The sequence below is a fragment of the Nonomuraea sp. NPDC051941 genome, assembly GCF_044593615.1.
In genome coordinates, this window is record NZ_JBIUCF010000053.1 from 1 (window position 1) to 16482 (window position 16482).

Annotated in this window: 11 protein-coding genes; 5 read left to right on the plus strand and 6 right to left on the minus strand. The window is 71.3% G+C overall.

Annotation, left to right across the window (positions count from 1 at the left end; genetic code table 11):
- The first annotated feature begins 143 nt into the window (after positions 1–143).
- From ACIHFD_RS54720 to ACIHFD_RS54735, 4 genes are all read left to right on the plus strand, one after another.
- Complete coding sequence (locus ACIHFD_RS54720; protein ID WP_350729473.1) at positions 144–674, plus strand: PadR family transcriptional regulator; 531 nt, start codon at positions 144–146, stop codon at positions 672–674.
- A gap of 95 nt (positions 675–769) precedes the next feature.
- Entirely contained in the window at positions 770–1786 is a 1017-nt protein-coding gene (locus tag ACIHFD_RS54725) for an alpha/beta hydrolase (RefSeq protein WP_397373660.1), read from the plus strand.
- Positions 1783–2250, plus strand: coding sequence for a nitroreductase family deazaflavin-dependent oxidoreductase (locus tag ACIHFD_RS54730; RefSeq protein ID WP_397373661.1), 468 nt, complete (start codon positions 1783–1785; stop codon positions 2248–2250). Before ACIHFD_RS54725 ends, ACIHFD_RS54730 begins: the two co-directional genes overlap by 4 nt.
- A 119-nt stretch (positions 2251–2369) precedes the next feature.
- Positions 2370–3272: an aminoglycoside phosphotransferase family protein gene (locus ACIHFD_RS54735; RefSeq protein WP_397373662.1), complete on the plus strand. Its 903-nt coding sequence runs from the start codon at positions 2370–2372 to the stop codon at positions 3270–3272.
- A 460-nt stretch (positions 3273–3732) separates the two neighbouring features.
- Here ACIHFD_RS54735 and ACIHFD_RS54740 read toward each other — a convergent pair whose 3' ends face one another.
- The 5 genes from ACIHFD_RS54740 to ACIHFD_RS54760 form a co-directional block, all read right to left on the minus strand.
- A complete protein-coding gene (locus ACIHFD_RS54740; RefSeq protein ID WP_397373663.1) occupies positions 3733–5091 on the minus strand; it encodes a S8 family peptidase in 1359 nt (452 codons plus the stop codon).
- Between the two features lie 199 nt (positions 5092–5290).
- Positions 5291–6655 carry a S8 family peptidase gene (locus ACIHFD_RS54745; RefSeq protein WP_397373665.1) on the minus strand — a complete coding sequence of 455 codons (1365 nt, stop codon included), beginning with the start codon at positions 6653–6655 and terminating at the stop codon, positions 5291–5293.
- 140 nt (positions 6656–6795) lie between these two features.
- Entirely contained in the window at positions 6796–8694 is a 1899-nt protein-coding gene (locus tag ACIHFD_RS54750; RefSeq protein ID WP_397373666.1) for a S8 family peptidase, read from the minus strand.
- 100 nt (positions 8695–8794) lie between these two features.
- On the minus strand, positions 8795–10957 hold the full coding sequence (gene glgB, locus ACIHFD_RS54755) for a 1,4-alpha-glucan branching protein GlgB (protein ID WP_397373727.1): 2163 nt from the start codon (positions 10955–10957) through the stop codon (positions 8795–8797).
- Between the two features lie 103 nt (positions 10958–11060).
- Positions 11061–14156 carry a BTAD domain-containing putative transcriptional regulator gene (locus tag ACIHFD_RS54760; RefSeq protein ID WP_397373667.1) on the minus strand — a complete coding sequence of 1032 codons (3096 nt, stop codon included), beginning with the start codon at positions 14154–14156 and terminating at the stop codon, positions 11061–11063.
- Between the two features lie 104 nt (positions 14157–14260).
- Here ACIHFD_RS54760 and ACIHFD_RS54765 point away from each other — a divergent pair, with 104 nt between their 5' ends.
- Entirely contained in the window at positions 14261–15094 is an 834-nt protein-coding gene (locus ACIHFD_RS54765; protein WP_397373668.1) for an NAD(P)-dependent oxidoreductase, read from the plus strand.
- A 60-nt stretch (positions 15095–15154) separates the two neighbouring features.
- Here ACIHFD_RS54765 and ACIHFD_RS54770 read toward each other — a convergent pair whose 3' ends face one another.
- A complete protein-coding gene (locus ACIHFD_RS54770) occupies positions 15155–16480 on the minus strand; it encodes an aminoglycoside phosphotransferase (protein WP_397373669.1) in 1326 nt (441 codons plus the stop codon).
- Positions 16481–16482 lie beyond the last annotated feature (2 nt).

Genomic DNA, 16482 nt, shown 5'->3' on the forward strand with positions numbered 1-16482 from the left:
TGGCCGCCGCCCATCTCAACACACTCGACCGCGCTGAGAGATCACGGCAGGATCTCTGGCTTTCATAGCGAATATGGAGAACGGTTCATACCCTGTTCGGCAGGGCTTTGGCGGGTGAGGGGCCCCGGCGAGTGAGGGAGACGATGTCGGCGACGCGACTGCTGGTCCTTGGTGTGGTGCGGCTGCACGGTCAGGCACACGGCTATCTGGTGGGCTCCGAACTGGAGTCGTGGGAGGCCGGGCAATGGGCAGGGCTCAGGTCGGGCTCGATCTACCACGCGCTGCGTCAGCTTGCCAAGGAAGGTCTTCTGGACACCAGCGAGGTGCACGAATGGCCGGGCCGCGTCGATTACGCCATCAATGAGAAGGGCGAGGCGGAGTTCCTCGGGCTGCTCAGAAGCGCCCTCAGGGTTCCCGATCGGCGTCCGGAGCTGCTCAACGCGGCCCTTGTGCTGCTACCCGCGCTGCCCGAGGAGGAAGTGATCGCGCTGCTCAAGGAGCGGGTGCACGCTCTGGAGGGCGAGCGGGAGCAGATCGTGGCCACGGCCCAGGAGGGAAAGCGCCCAAGGAACGTGAGAGAGCTGTTCACCCTGCGCGCGGCGCAGGCGGCGGGTGAGGCGGCGTGGATCCGTGACTTGATCGGGCGGCTGGAACGCGGTGAGGAGCCGGCCTGATCGGCCGGAGACCGGTTTGACGGCAGGAGGGTGGATGAGCCATAGTTCGATACCCAAATTTGGTTAACCAAATTTGGGTACCTCGAAGGAGTTTCATGCGCATCACGACAGCGGTACTTCTGGCGCTCGTCTCGATCCCCGCAACCTCGATCCCGGCAGCTGCGAACGCCGCCTCCGCCTGCCGGACGGTCAGCGCCGAGGTGGCGATGACCTCCACTGGCCCCGCCGACCAGCGCGTCGCCGGCACTCTGTGCCTGCCGCGCGGCCGTGCCGCCACCGTTCAGCTGCTCATTCCCGGCGGCTTCTACGGCCAGGCCTACTGGCGGATGCGCGGCGACCGGCAGAGTCCCTCCTACGTGGAGACGATGACCGCCGCCGGGTACGCGACGCTGGCCATTGATCGTCTCGGCACCGGGGCGAGCTCCTACCCGCCGAGCGCCCGCTTCGGGCAGGACACCCACCAGATCGTCATCCGCCAGCTCATCCGGCAGTTGCGCGAGGGTCGTCTAGGCGGTGGCCGGTTCGCCAAGGTCGTTCTGGTCGGCCACTCGCTGGGCTCGACCCTCGCCCGCACGGTGGCCGCCGCACATCCGGCGGAGGTGGACGGCGTCATCCTGACCGGCGAATCGAGCGTGCCGAACGAGGCCGCGTTCGAGCAGATGGGCGCCGGAATCTACCGCGCCGCCGACGACCCCCGCTTCGCCGGGCGCGGGCTCGACGACGGCTACCTCACCACTCGGCCCGGCCTGCGGGCCACCTGGTTCTACCACCGGCCCAACGCCGACCCCAAGGTCATCGCCGCCGACGAGGCCACCAAGACGACGGACGTCTTCCCTCCCGGCGACTCCTACACCCCGCCCTCGATCAACAAGCAGATCCAGGCCCCCGTACTGATCGTCAACGGCGAGCATGACAAGCTGCTGGCCGGAGCCCGTTCCTCCTCGGCCGCGCTGCACGCCCAGGAGGCCCCTTTCTACGGTCCCCGCGCCAAGCTGGAGACCGTCCTGGTCCCCGGCACCGGGCACGTGCTCAATGGCCACCGCACCGCGCCCCACTGGTTCGCCCAGGCGCGCGCGTGGGCCGACCGCCGCGTGGGCGGAGCGGCGCGATGAGCCAAGAGCCGATCGACAGCCCGACCGGGTGGGTGGCCAGGCACGTCAAGAGCTACGCCGAGTCCGGCGGCGCTCGAGGTCACCTCTTCCACGGCGCTCCCACGCTGCTGATCACGACGATCGGCCGCCGCTCAGGACTTCCCCGGCGCACCGCCCTCATCTACGGCCGCGACGGCGACCGCTACCTCGTGGTCGCCTCCAACGGCGGCGCCGCCGACCATCCGCTCTGGTTCCACAATCTGCTCGCTCAGCCGCAGGTCAAGGTGCAGGTCGGGGCCGAGGTGTTCGATGCGGTGGCCCGCCCGGCGGCCGAGGACGAGCGGCTCCGCCTGTGGGAGACGATGACCGGGATATGGCCGCGCTACATCGGCTACCAGCGAGAGACGTCAAGGCAGATCCCGATCGTGATCATCGAGCGGGCGGCAATGCCAGATCTCGGCAGCGATGCTCCTGTGCCGTATTGATCACGAATCAAGTTCCACCTGATGCTGACATGCCTGGCATGCCGAGGTGGATCGGAGCGACTCTGGCGAGTCGGCGGGTCTGGTCCGCTCCGCCTGTCGCCTCAGTACTGTGACTTCGCATGACCGACCCCGAGATCGAGATCACCGCAGACCTGGTCCGCGACCTGCTGCAGGAGCAACATCCAGACCTTGCAGGGCTGGCCATCCGCGAGGTGGCGGGTGGCTGGGGCAACCAAATGTGGCGCCTCGGGGACGAGTTGGCCGTGCGCATGCAGCGCATGGACCCTACCCCGGAGCTCCAGCTCAAGGAGCGGCGATGGCTACCTGTGCTGGCCCCGCGCCTGCCGCTCCCGGTGCCGACCCCGGTGCGGTTCGGCGAACCGTCCGAGCGCTTCCCCAAGCACTGGACCGTGATGACGTGGGTTCCCGGCGAGCCGCTGGACCACGGCTCGATCAGCCGCGGCGCCCACGCGGCCGACACGCTGGCGGGCTTCCTCAGGGCGCTCCATGTGGAGGCGCCCGCCGAGGCCCCGGCCAGTTCGGACTTCGGCGCTCATCCCAAGAGGTGCACGGGCGGCTTCGAGCAGTTCTTGCAGGCCATTGACCCCGACGCCGTCGGCGATATCCCCGCCGTCCGGGCCGTCTGGGCCGATGCCGTCGCGGCCCCCGAGTGGGAGGGCCCGCCGGTGTCGGTGCACGGCGACCTCCATCCCGCGAATGTCGTCGTCTCGGACGGGACGCTCTCGGGCGTGATCGATTTCGGTGCCTTGTTCGCCGGCGATCCCGCGTGGGACCTCGGCGCCGCGTGGGTGCTGCTCCCCGCGGGCGCGGCCGCACGGTTCTTCGACGCGTACGCGCATGCGGACGAGGCAACGATCAGGCGCGCCCGCGGGCTGGCCGCTATGAAGAGCCTCTTCCTGATGCTCATGGGGCAGAACGGAGATCGGGGCCTTCCCGGCGGCAAGCCGAACTGGGGACCTGCAGGCCGGGCGGCACTTGATCGTGTTCTGAAGGGCGTTTGACGCACACTTCTTGAACTTGTTCTCGATCTTGGCAGAGGCACGATTGCGCCAGCGGACGGGAGTCGGTATCGGACGACGATCAGATCGCGGACCGGTCGGCATTGAAGCTGGTAGCGGTCCACCAGTTCCTCGATGCTCAGCTGGCCCAGGGCGAGCCCGAACGGCCCGCGGCCAAGGGGGGCCGAAAGGCGTCCGGTCCGGGGTGGGCGTCGGTCGGCCGCCGCTTCACCGGTCAACGGGTGGGCTGACCGGTGAGCGGGGTTTTCGGGGTGGGCTCCAGCAGGCCAGATGGGTAATCGGGTCACGGGTGGGCGATGGCGCCGCGAGGCGCGGGGGTTGCGCCGCCAGGCGCCTGAAGGAGAAACGCCTGAGCCCCGAGCGCGAAGCGCCTCTCCGCGAAGACCTTTGGCTCGGGGCGGGGTCCAGCAGGCTGACCACCCAGTAGGGCGACGGGGGCCGTCTAGTAGTGGGTGCGCAGGGCCGCGTACACGTCGATGCGGGGTGTTGTGACCTCGGCCTCCGCGCTCGTGTACGTGATCGGCTTGCCCGTGCGCTTCAAAGCGTCCACCATGCTGTCCACCCCGGCGCGTGGCCGCTTCTGGTGGAGGAGGGCCAGGGAGCCGGCCACGTGTGGCGCGGCCATGGAGGTGCCGTTCAGCGTCGCGTACGTGTTCCCCGCGATCGCACCCTTGATCGACACCCCGGGCGCGAACACGTCCAGGAGCGTCCCACGGTTCGAGAAGGCGGCCACCGCGTCCTGCTTGTCCGTGGCGCCGACCGTGACCGTGTTGGAGACGCACGCGGGCCACGATACCGCGGACTCGAAGCCGTTGTTGCCGGAGGCGACCACCGTGGCGGTGCCCTTGGCGAGGAGCTTGTCGACCTCGGTCTTGAAGTCGGCCCCGTCGCCCGTGTCGCAGGCCTCGGTGTACTGGCCGCCGCCCAGGCTCAGGTTGACGGAGGCGATGTTGTACTGGTCCGCCAGCAGGTCCGCGTACGCCATGCCGGTCAGGACCGACGAGTCGTACGCCAGGATGCAGACGGGGCGGCCGGCGCAGTACGGGGAGTTGTCGAAGCGGCTGAACACCTGCACCGGCACGATCTTGGCCTTGGGGGCGACGCCGCTGGCCGGGAAGTCGGCGGTGGCCTGGCCGGCGGCGATGCCGGCGACGTGGGTGCCGTGGTAGCACAGGCCGTACTGCGGCTGCGGGGCGCCCGTCATGCAGGCGGCCGTCTCGGCGTTGGCGGCGCCGTCGCCGATCTGGAACTGGCTGCCGTTCGGGCACAGCGGCGTGGAGTTGTCGACCGGGTCGGTGGCCGAGAAGCAGGCCTGGGCGACGATGCGATTGCCGAAGGCGGGGTGGTCGTTGTCGATGCCGCTGTCGATGATCGCGACGGCCGTGCCCTTGCCGGTGAAGCCCTTCTGGTGTGCCCGGTCCGCGCCGATCAGCGGGATGCTGTCGGCGAGCGAGGGCTCGTTGAGCTTGTCCTTGCGGATCGAGACCACGTCGGACTGCTCGGCGATCTGCTCGAGCTCCGCACGGGTGCCCCGGTAGACGAAGAAGTCCAGCTTGCCGGCCACCTCGGAGGGCGGATCCGCGTAGACGTTCTTCTTGTCCCGCTTGACCTCCTCCGCGCTGGACTGGACGGACCGCACCTGCGCGGGCTGCTGCACGCGGACGATGGCGCGGTGCTCGCCGGTCGCGGTGATCGCTGGGTCGATCTTGGACTCGGGGTCGGCCAGGGCGGGTGTGGCGACCAGCGCGGCCGAGGTGGCGGCTAGTGCGATGGCGCCGGCCAGCAGAGACGAGAGTCTCAACTGTTCCTCCGGGGGGTTGAGGGAGCGAGGGGGTTGAGGAGGGTGGGGTGGGGGTGAGGGGGTGTTTGTCGTTAAGAGTAACGATTGGTGTAATCACGCAGCGAAAAGGGCCGGATCCCGCCGATCCGGCCCTTGTGGCCGGCCCCCCGCCGTCCGGCCCTCGCAGCCGGACCCCGCCGTCCGGCCTTCCCCGCGCCGATCAGGCGCGGGCGCCCGCGGTGGCGCGCTCGGCGTCGATCCGCGTGGTGGTCACTGAGGTGCCCGCCGCGTCGTAGCGGATGGGCGTGCCCGTCTCCTGCAGCCGCTGCAGGCTCTGCGCGACCGTGAAGGCCGGGTAAGCCTGCTTCATCAGCGCGAACATCCCCGCCACGTGCGGCGCGGCCATCGAGGTCCCGCTCTTCTCCGCGTACGTGTTGTTCGGCACGGAGGAGTTGATGTTCACCCCCGGCGCGAACAGGTCGAGCAGCGACCCCCGGTTGGTGAAGGAGGCCAGCGCGTCGGAGTCGTCGGTGGCGCCCACCGTGACGGCGGTGGAGATGCAGGCGGGGGTGGCTACGCCGTTCGGGAAGCCGTTGTTGCCCGCCGCCACCACGGGGGCCACGCCCAGGCCCACCAGCGTGTCGAACTCGGGCTTGACCGCGGCGGCGGACGCGTCCGTGTCACAGGCCTGGGCGTACGGGCCGCCCCCGCCGAGGCTCATGTTCACCGAGGCGATGTTGTGCGTCTTGGCCACCCGCGCGATGTACTCGAGCGCCAGCTTCTGGTCGGAGGTGTAGCTGAGGAAGCACGGTGCGGAAACGCCGCCGATCAGGCAGGTCATGGGGTTGTCCACGCGGCTGAAGACCTGGACCGGGAGGATGCCCGCCTCGGGGGCGACGCCGTTGGACGGCGCCCCCGTGGCCAGCCGGCCGGCCGCGATGCCGGCCACGTGCGTGCCGTGGGAGCAGGCGTTCGCACCCCTGATGACGCACTGGGCGGTCTCGGCGTCCGCCGCGCCGGGACCGGTCTGGCTGGGCTGGTTGTTCGGGCAGAGCGAGACGGCGCCGTCGCTGGCGTCGGAGGAGGAGAAGCACGCCTCGTCCACGATCCGGCCGGCGAAGAACGGGTGGTCCCGGTCGATCCCCGTGTCCAGGACGGCGACGGTGGCGCCCCGGCCGGTCCAGCCGGCCTGGTTCGCCCGGTTCGAGCGGATGACGGCGGTGCTGACGTCAAGGGTGGGCATGCGCAGCTCGTCCTTGTAGACGGACTGGACGCGGTTGTCCTTCTTGAGCTTGGCCAGCGTGGGGCCGTCCACCTCGGCCACGAAGAAGTGCGGTGACTGCGCGGACTCCAGGACCCGGCTGCCGTCCGACGCCTTCTCGATGTCGCGCGCGACGGCCTCGACGCTCTGCCCGGGCTTGAGCTGGATGATGGAGCGCACCCTGGACTTCGCCTCGACCTCCGCGGCCAGCGACGGGCTGATGATCGGATCGCCCGAGTCGGCGTGGAGCGCCGGGCCCGTACAGAGCCCGGCGACTGTTGCGGCCAGCGCCGCGGCGCCGGCCAACAGAGTTCGTAGCCTCACTTGTTCCTCCGAGAGCTCCTGGCTCGCTTACAGCCGCATACATCCCCACCTGCGACAACTGTGATGTCGGTGGTCTATGTAGCCCAGAGAAACGTTGGAGGCTTTTTTGCCTTCCTGCGGCCCTAGCCGCCTAGCACTGGCTATTTGACGGTTTTCGCCGCCTTCCGCAATGCCGCCGCGGTCGACTTGCCGTTCAGCCGCACCTTCTCGGCGGTGGTCAGCGTCTTGGTGCCGTTCGTGCCGTGCGCCCAGTTCAGCCAGGACGTGAGCAGCGCGCTGTCCAGCTTGGCCTTGCTTGCCTTGGTGCTCTTCAGCACCCGGTACGCCTTGCCGAGCGAGGACGCCTTCGTGACCTCGGGGAACACCTTGCTCGACTTGCCGATCAGCTTGAGGTAGCAGGTGAGCGTGGCGTCCGGGATCGTGCCGCTGCTGCGGTGGATCTCCACGGCCCACTGCTTGGCCGACAGCTTGGTGGCGTTCGTGCCCCGTGTGCAGACCTGCGCGGTGGTCTTCGGGGTCGGCGTGATCGTCACCGTGACGGTGACCGTGGGCAGCGGGACCGGCGAGGTGGAGGTCGAGGGCTGGGGCGCGGGGTCGGCCGGGTCGTCGGGCTCGGGGCTGGGGCCGCTGCTGTCCGACGGGTCGGGCACGGGGGCGGGGCCGTCGGTCGGCACGCCCGGGGACTGCGTGATGGTCGGCTGCGGCGAGGCGCCGGCCAGGGCCGCCGCCAGGTCCAGGCGCGGCGTGCTGACCTGCTGGCCGTTGGCCTGGTACGAGTACGGCCTGCCGGTCGTCTTCAGCGTGTTGATCAGGTCGGCCATCGGCGTCTGCGGCGAGGCCTGCTTCATCAGCGCCAGCGCGCCGGCCACGTGCGGGGTCGCCATCGAGGTGCCGCTGTAGACGGCCGTCCGGTTGTCCGGCACGGAAGACTCGATGTCCACGCCCGGCGCGAACAGGTCCACGATGGCCCCGCGGTTGGAGAAGTCCGCGATGACGTCGTTGTTGTCGTTCGCCCCGACGGCCACCGCCGAGGAGATGCAGGCCGGGTACGACGCCCCCTCGAAGAACTCGTTGCCCGCGGCGACCACGGTCGCGATGCCCTTGGCCAGCAGGGCGTCGATCTTCGGCTTGAAGATCAACCCTTCCTCGCTGGAGTCGCAGTCGGTCTCGGACAGCTCGCCGCCCAGGCTCAGGTTCACGGCGGCGACCGGCTCGGTCAGGCCGGCCACGTAGTCCATGGCCTGCCGCAGCGACGACTCGAACGCCAGCAGGCACGACGGCTCGCCGCAGATGTCCTCGTCGTTGACCCGGCTGAAGACCTGCACCGCCACGATGTTCGCGCCCGGCGCGACGCCGCCGGTGCCGGCCGCGATGCCCGCGACGTGGCTGCCGTGCTCGCACAGGTTCGCGCCGTCGGCCAGGCACTTGGCCGTCGTGGCGTCCGCCGCGCCCGCCCCGGTCTGTGACGTCTGCCCGTTCGGGCAGAGCGACTCGACGCCGGCCTCCACGGCGGAGAAGCAGGCCTCGGCCACGATCCGGTTCCCGAACCACGGGTGGTCGCGGTCGATGCCGGTGTCCAGCACGGCCACCGCCTGCCCGGTGCCGGTGTAGTTCTTGGCGTGCGCCTGGTCGGCCCCGATCAGCTTGAGGTTGGGGCTCACGTCCACCGGCGCGTACGTCCTGTCCCGGTGGATGGACGTGACCCGCGGGTCGTCAGCCAGCTTGGCCAGCTCCTCCGCGGTCCCCTCCACGACCATGAACGACTGGTTCTGCGGCTGCATCACCACGTCCACGCTCTCGGCGGCCGCCTGGCTCGCGACGGGCGCGTTCTGCGCCGGGTCGGAGAGCTCGACGATGGCCCGCACGGAGCCGCCGTCGACGCCTAACCCCTCCTCCACCTTGGCGGGGGGCTCGGCGGGGGCGGAGGTCGTTTCTTCCACGACGCTCGGACTGGGAGTCGGATCCTCCGCGTAGGCCGGCGCCGATAACGGCAGCAGGGCCAGCGCGATCGAGCTCACGATCAGGGGGCGAAGTCGCACGCGTCCTCCGAGAGGGGGATGATCTCGGAGTTTAGGGTGATTTTCCGGACAGAGACAGGTCTCCGGCCCGGTTTCTCACCGAACTTTCAGCGGGCGCACCTCAAACGTTCAGCGTTTCCCCCTCGTGCGTGAGCCACACTGCGCCGAGCGGCGGCACCCTCAGCGTGGTCGAATGCGGCAGCCCGTGCCACGGCTCGTCGTCGGCCTCGACCACGCCCATGTTGCCCACGCCGCTGCCCCAGTAGTCGTAGGCGTCGGTGTTGACGATCTCCGACCATTGACCGGAGTAGGGAAGGCCGAGCCGGTAGCTCTCGTGCGGCGCGCCGCTGAAGTTGATGACGCACGCCAGCGCGGACCCGTCGTCGGCGTAGCGGACGAACGAGAACGTGTTACCGGAGGCGTCGTCGGCGTCGATCCACCGGAACCCCTCGGGCTTGGAGTCCTGCTGCCACAGCGCCGGGGTCTCCTTGTAGATCCGGTTCAGGTCGCGGACCAGCCGCTGCACGCCCTGGTGCCCGTCGAACTCCAGCACCCACCAGTCGAGCCCGCGCTCCTCCGACCACTCCGAGCCCTGGCCGAACTCGCCGCCCATGAACAGCAGTTGCTTGCCCGGATGCGCCCACATGAACGCCAGCAGCGCCCGCAGCTGCGCGAACCGCTGCCACTCGTCCCCGGGCATCTTCCCGAGCAGCGACCCCTTGCCGTGCACGACCTCGTCGTGGGACAGCGGCAGCACGTAGTTCTCGGAGTACGCGTACAGCAGCGAGAACGTCAGCTGATGGTGGTGGTACTGGCGGAAGATCGGCTCGTGGCGCAGGTATTCGAGCGTGTCGTGCATCCACCCCATGTTCCACTTGAACCCGAACCCGAGCCCGCCCAGGTGCACCGGGCGCGAGACCCCCGGCCAGGCCGTCGACTCCTCGGCGACGGTCGAGATGCCGGGTATCTCCCGGTAGGCGACGGAGTTCATCTCCTTGAGGAACTCGACCGCGTCGAGGTTCTCCCTGCCGCCGTAGACGTTGGGCGTCCACTCGCCCTCGCGCCGCGAGTAGTCGAGGTAGAGCATCGACGCCACCGCGTCCACCCGCAGCCCGTCGATGTGGAACTCCTTGAGCCAGTAGAGGGCGTTGGCCACCAGGAAGTTGCGCACCTCCCTGCGGCCGAAGTCGAACACGTACGTGCCCCAGTCGGGGTGCTCGCCCCTGGCCGGGTCGGCGTGCTCGTAGAGGGGGGTGCCGTCGAAGCGCGCCAGCGCCCAGTCGTCCATCGGGAAGTGCGCAGGCACCCAGTCCAGCAGCACGCCGACGCCGCGCCGGTGCATCAGGTCCACGAAGTGGCGGAACTCGTCGGGCGTGCCGAACCTGGCCGTCGGCGCGTAGTAGGACGTCACCTGGTAGCCCCACGACCCGCCGAACGGGTGCTCGGCCACCGGCAGCAGCTCCACGTGGGTGAACCCCATGTCGACCACGTACGCGGACAGCTGCTCGGCCAGGTCCAGGTACGACAGGCCCGGCCGCCAGGACCCCAGGTGCACCTCGTAGATGCTCATCGGCCCGTCCTGCGGATGGCTCTCGGCCCGGTCCGCCACCCACTGGTCGTCCGCCCAGGCGTAGGCGGACCTGTCGACCACGGAGGCGGTCAGCGGCGGCACCTCGGTGCGCCTGGCCATCGGGTCGGCCTTGTCACGCCACACGCCGTCGGCGCCCAGGATCTGGAACTTGTACCGCTCGCCCGCGCCGACGTCCGGGACGAACAGCTCCCACACCCCGGAGCGGCCCAGCGACCGCATCGGGTAGGCGGTGCCGTCCCAGTGGTTGAAGTCGCCGACGACCCGGATGCCGCGCGCGTTGGGCGCCCAGACGGCGAACGCCGTGCCCTCGACGTCCTCGTGCTCCATCACGCGGGCGCCGAGCGCCTCCCACAGCCGCTCGTGCCGCCCCTCGCCGATGAGGTGCAGGTCCACTTCGCCGAGCGTGGGCCAGTGCCGGTAGGGGTCGCGGACCTCGTACGGGTCGTGGTCGGCGTACTTGACGCTCAGCGCGTAGTCGGGCACCTTGTCCAGGCCGGGGACGGTGACCTCGAACACCCCGTGGGCCTGATGTGTCATGTCGTGGGCCGTGCCGTCCTCCAGCACCACCCGCACCCGCTCGGCCAGCGGGCGCAGCGTGCGGAAGACCACCCCGCCGGACACGGGATGCGCCCCCAGCACGGAGTGCGGATCGTGGTGTGCCCCACCCGCGAGGCGGTCGAGCTCTGTCCTCATCGGCATGCTCCCAACCTTGCCCTATGATGACCGTCCATCCCAGGCACTGCCCGCTTTCACCGAGACAATCACCGAAAGTGCGAAATCCTGGGTTTAACCTGCCTCACACCAGGCTTGGATCCAGCCTCTCCGGCTCCGACTCCGCGCCGCGTGCCAGAGCCGTGTCGAGCGCCTCCTGACCCAGGGCCGCCCGCACCGCGGCGCTGATCCGGTCGACGTCGCCCCGTTCCCCGGCGGGGAGCGGCGCGCCCGAGGCCGCCCGCAGCGCCGCCGCCCGGCCCAGCAGCAGCGCCGCCTCCTCGTGGCGTCCGTCCAGAGCACGCGCGCCCGCCAGTCCTTCCAGCGCGAGCGCGGTGGCCCGCGGATCGCCGACCCTGCGGGCCGCTCTGAGCCCTTCCAGCTGCAGCTCCAGGGCGGCGGTCGCGTCGCCCCGCTGCTCGGCCGCGAACCCCAGCTCGGCCAGGATCAGCGCCGCCCCCGGCTCGCCGGCCACCTCCCTGACCCAGCCCAGCCAGGCCCGCAGCCGCCGCTCGGCCTCGTCGAGGCGACCCTGCCGCCGCGCCGCGAGCGCCAGGCCCAGCTCCGCGAACTCCTCGGCCGGACGGTTCGACTGCTCCACGGCCAGCCGCCTGGCCCGCTCGTGATAGTCGTCGGCCCGCGCGTGGTCGCCCGTCAGCAGGGCGATCCGCCCCAACCGGGACAGCGCGTCGGACACCGAGCTCCACAGCCCGAGCTCCTCCGCCATCCGCAGGCCGTCCGCGCGCAGCTCGGTGGCCCGCTCGTAGTCGCCGGTGATCTCGGCGAGCGTGCCGAGGTTCTCGGCGGCCCGCAGCTCGCCCCACCGGTCGCCGAGCTCCCTGAACAGCGCCAGCCCCCGCTCGCCGTCCCGCCGCAGCGCCGCCAGGTCGCCGCGGGTGGCGGCGTAGCGGGCCAGCACGTTCAGCGCCGCGCCGGTGCCCCAGTTGTCGCCCAGCTCCTGGAACGTCTCCAGCGCCCGCTCGATCAGGGCCCGGCTGGCCGACAGATCGTCGTAGCCGAACATCGCGTACCCGATGAACCACCGCGCCCTGGCCCGCGCCGACCGCCCTTCGATGGCCTCGAAAACCTCGTCGTCCGGCGGCCGCAGCCACCCCGCCAGCATCCGGAGCCCGGCCAGCCACACCCTCGCCTGCGCGGCGCCGGGTCCGGCCACGCCCGGGACGGACAGCGCGGCCTCCAGCGCCCGCTGTCCCTCGCCGAGCCTGCCGCGCAGCACCCAGTACCAGGCCATGGCGTTCACCAGTCGCACCGCCTCGCCGGACCGGGCCAGCCGCACCGCCGTCTCCAGCGCCGCCCGCAGGTTGGCGCTCTCGGCGTCGAGCAGCGCGAGCGCGTCCCGCTGCCCGTGCCCCCGCAGGTACGGCTCCGCCCGCTCGGCGAGCGCCGTGTAGTACGCGGCGTGCCTGAGCCGCACCTCGTCCAGCTCGCCGGCCTCCTCCAGCCGTTCCAGGCAGTAGGCCGAGACCGACTCCAGCAGCCGGTACCGCGGCTCGGCCCCGGGCGCCCGCACGCGGACGACCAGCGAGCGGTCCACGAGCCTGGCCAGCACGTCGAGGACGTCCACGCCGGGGTCGGCGGACACCTCCTCGGCGGCCTCCAGCGTGCTGCCGTCGGCGTGCGCGGCCAGCCGCCTGAGCACGACGCGCTCGGGGCCGGTCAGCAGCTCCCAGCTCCAGTCGATCATCGCCCGCAGCGTCCGCTGCCTGGCCGGAGCCCCGCGCAGACCCGACGCGAGCAGCCTGAACCGGTCGTCCAGCCGGTCGGCGAGCTGGCGCGGGGTCAGCGCCCGCATCCTGGACGCGGCCAGCTCCAGTGCCAGCGGCAGGCCGTCCAGGCGGGCGCAGATCTCCGCCACGTCCGCGTCGGGCTCCACCCCGGCGCGTGCCGCGAACAGCTCCACCGCCGCCTCGCGCGTCAGCGGCGGCACGCTCCACAGGGCCTCGCCTCCGATCCGCAGCGACTCCTGGCTGGTGGCGAGGATCCGCAACCCGGGAGCGGCCTGGAGCAGCCGCCCGGCCAGCGCGGCGACCTGCTCGACGACGTGTTCGCAGTTGTCCAGCACGAGCAGCGTCTCCCTGCCCGCCAGCGCGCCCGAGATCCGCTCGACCGCGCCTTCGTACGGAGCGCCCGGCCCGGCCGTGTCGTCGCGCAGGCCGAGCACGGCCGCGATCGCCTCGGCCACCTCGACCTCCGCCACCTCGACCTCCGCCGGCCGCGGCCGCAGCGCGGCCAGCTCGACCAGCCACACGTCCCCGCCGCCCGTACCCGAGGCGGCGGCCAGGGCCAGGCGGGTCTTGCCGACGCCGCCGGGGCCGGTGAGCGTCACCAGGCGGCCCGCCCGCAGCAGCGAGCGGACCTCGGCCACCGCCTCGTCCCGGCCCACCAGGCTTGTCAAGGGCGCGGGGAGGTTGCCTCGGGAGCGCGCGACCGGGCCCAGGGACGGGTCCTGCCGCAGGATCGCCTGGTGCAGGGCCGCCAGCTCCGGCCCGGGGTCCAGGCCCATTTCCTCCGACAGGCGCCGCCGCAGCTCCTCGTAGCCGGTCAGCGCCTCGCTCTGCCGCCCGGCCAGGTAGAGGGCCCGTACGTGCGCGGCGCGCAGCCGTTCGCGCAGCGGATGTTCGGCCACCAGTGAGGCCAGCTCGGCTGCGAGCAGGACGTGCTCACCGAGCCCGAGCCGCGCCTCGGCCAGCTCCTCCAGGGCCGCCAGCCGCTGCTCGCCCAGCCGGGCCACGGCCGCCAGGGCGAACGGCTCGTCGGCGAACTCGGCGTAGGCGTCCCCGCGCCACAGCCCGAGCGCCTCGCGCAGCAGCGCGGCCCGCTCCTCCGGGCCGGAGGCCCGCTGCGCGCGCCCGATCAACGTCTCGAACAGGCCGGCGTCCACGGAGGACGGCTCCACGTGCAGCACGTACCCGGGCGCCCGGTACGCGACCAGCCCGCCGACCGCCCGGCGCAGCTGCGACACCTTCACCCGGAGGGCGCCGGACGCGTTCGCCGGGGGACGGTCGCCCCAGAGGTCCTCGATCAGCCGGTCCGCGGAGACTGGGCGGCCGGCGTGGATCAGCAGGTCGGCGAGGAGCGCCCGGACCTTGACCTCCGGCACCTTGACCGGCTCCCCGCCCGCGGTCCACACCGCGAGCGGGCCCAGCACCCCGAACCGCATCCCGCCCCCATAACCGACTCCGAATCAGACCATAACCGCGCACCTGGAGGGTGAACGCATCACTCCTACTCAGAGAGAACACTGAAATGTCGGAAAATATCTCCGTGCTCGGCCTCGGTCTCATGGGCACCGCGCTCGCGGCGAGCCTCATCGAGGCGGGCCACCGCGTCACCGTGTGGAACCGTACGCCGGCCAAGGCCGACCCCCTCGTCGCCAAGGGCGCGACCCGGGCGGCCACCCCGGCGCAGGCCGTCGAGGCGAGCCCGCTGGTGATCGTCTGCCTGCTTGACTACCCCTCCGTCCTGGAGACGCTCAGGGACGTCCCGCTGGAGGGCCACGTCGTCGCCAACCTCACCACCGGCCGCCCCGCGGAGGCCCGCGAGATGGCGGCCTGGGTGGGCGAGCGCGGCGGCGACTACCTGGACGGGGGCATCATGGCGGTGCCCCAGATGATCGCCAAGCCGGGCGCGCTCATCCTCTACAGCGGCTCGCAGCCGGCGTTCGAGCGCTATGAGCAGGCGTTCGGGGCCATGGCCGGGGCCCGCTACACCGGCGACGACCCCGGCATGGCCCCGCTGCTCGACCTGGCCATGCTGACCGGCATGTACGGCCAGATAGCCGGCTCCCTGGAGGCCCTCGCCCTGGTGAGGTCGGCGAAATACCCGTTGACGGAGTTCACCGCGGAACTGCTGGTCCCGTGGCTCAACGCGATGGGCTCGATGCTGCCCCGCTGGGCGGCGGAGATCGAGTCGGGCGACTACCGGACGGAGGTGTCCAACCTGGAGGTCAACAGGGCGGGCATGGAGAACCTCGTCCGCGCCTTCGAGGAGCAGGGCGTCAAGCCGGACCTGCTCCTGCCCATGAAGACCGTCATCGACCGGCGCGTGGCCCGCGGCCTCAGCCACGAGGGCCTGTCGGGGCTGGTGGAGGAGCTCTAGCGTGGAGGAGCTCTGACGCGGAGGGACTCTGACGCGGAGGGACTCTGGCGGGGAGGGGCTCTAGCGGGGGCGGAAGGCGGCCAGGGGGATGGAGATCCACGACGGGCGGTTACGGGCCTCGTAGACGACCTCGTACACCGCCTTGGACAGCTCGAACGCCCGCAGCAGCGCCGCGTCGCTCCGCGAGATCACGCCGCCGCCCTCGGCGTAGCCCTCCAGGAACGCCGCCCGGTTGCGGTCTGCCCACTCCTGGGCCCGCGGCTCCAGCCGCTCGGCCTGGGAGTGGCCGGCCAGCAGGTGCCTGGCCGCGTAGTCGAACGAGCGCAGCATCCCCGCCACGTCCCGCAGCGGCGAGTACAGCGCCCTGCGCTCGGCCAGCGGCTGCCCGGGCTCACCCTCGAAGTCCAGCACCACCCAGTCCGTGGGCGTGCGCATGACCTGGCCCAGATGGAAGTCGCCGTGAACCCGCTGCACGGGCACCTCGTGGGTGAGCAGCTCCACCTGGTGGTAGGCGTCCTCGATGGCGGTCACGTGCTGGCGCAGCTCGGGCACCTCCGCGGCGGCCCGGCCCAGTTTCCGCCGGAACGCCTCGGCCATGCGCTTGACCTCGTGCGACTCGATGACGTCCGTGGGGAAGGCCGCGGCCAGCTCGTGGTGCACCCGCGCGCTGGCGCTGCCGAGCCGCAGCGACTCGGCCGCGAAGTCGCCGCCCGCCTCGGCCGCCGGCACCTCGGGCAGCGACGCGTACAGGTCGCGGACGCTGGCCAGGGCGAGGTCCCAGCCGTCGTTGGCGTTGGACAGGAACTCCTGCATGAAGCCGAGCGTGGTGTCGGTGCCGTCGAGGTCCGTCTCGATCCACCCGTACGGCTGCGCGACGTGCGGCGCGCCCCTGGCCGCCAGCGCCGTGACGATCTCCAGTTCGGGGTTGACGCCGGGGATGAGGCGGCGGAAGAGCTTGCAGATGTACGCGTCCCCGTACACGAGCGAGGTGTTGGACTGCTCGGCCCCCAGCACCAGGCTGCGCTGGGAGGTGTCGATGGCGGCCTCCGGCACGTGGCGCAGGCGCAGGCCGTTGCCGCTCACGTCGTGGGCCATGCCTTCGAGGAGCCAGCTCATGCGCTCGGAGTCGTGGACGGCGTCGTAGAGGTAGGTGTCGCCGATGGTGCCGATGAGGGCGTGGGAGAGGCGGTCGGGGAGCTCTGCCCGCTCGCCGAGCAGGATCTGGTAGCGGTCGCGCGAGCCTTCCTGCCACACGGCGACGATCAGATGTCTGAGCCCGGACGTCAGTTCGACATCCGATTCGATCGACAACTCGTCGATCACCCGCCCCTTGCCGCCGAACCAACGCTGACGACCGATCCATGCGGCAAGGGGCTCGCTCAGCACGT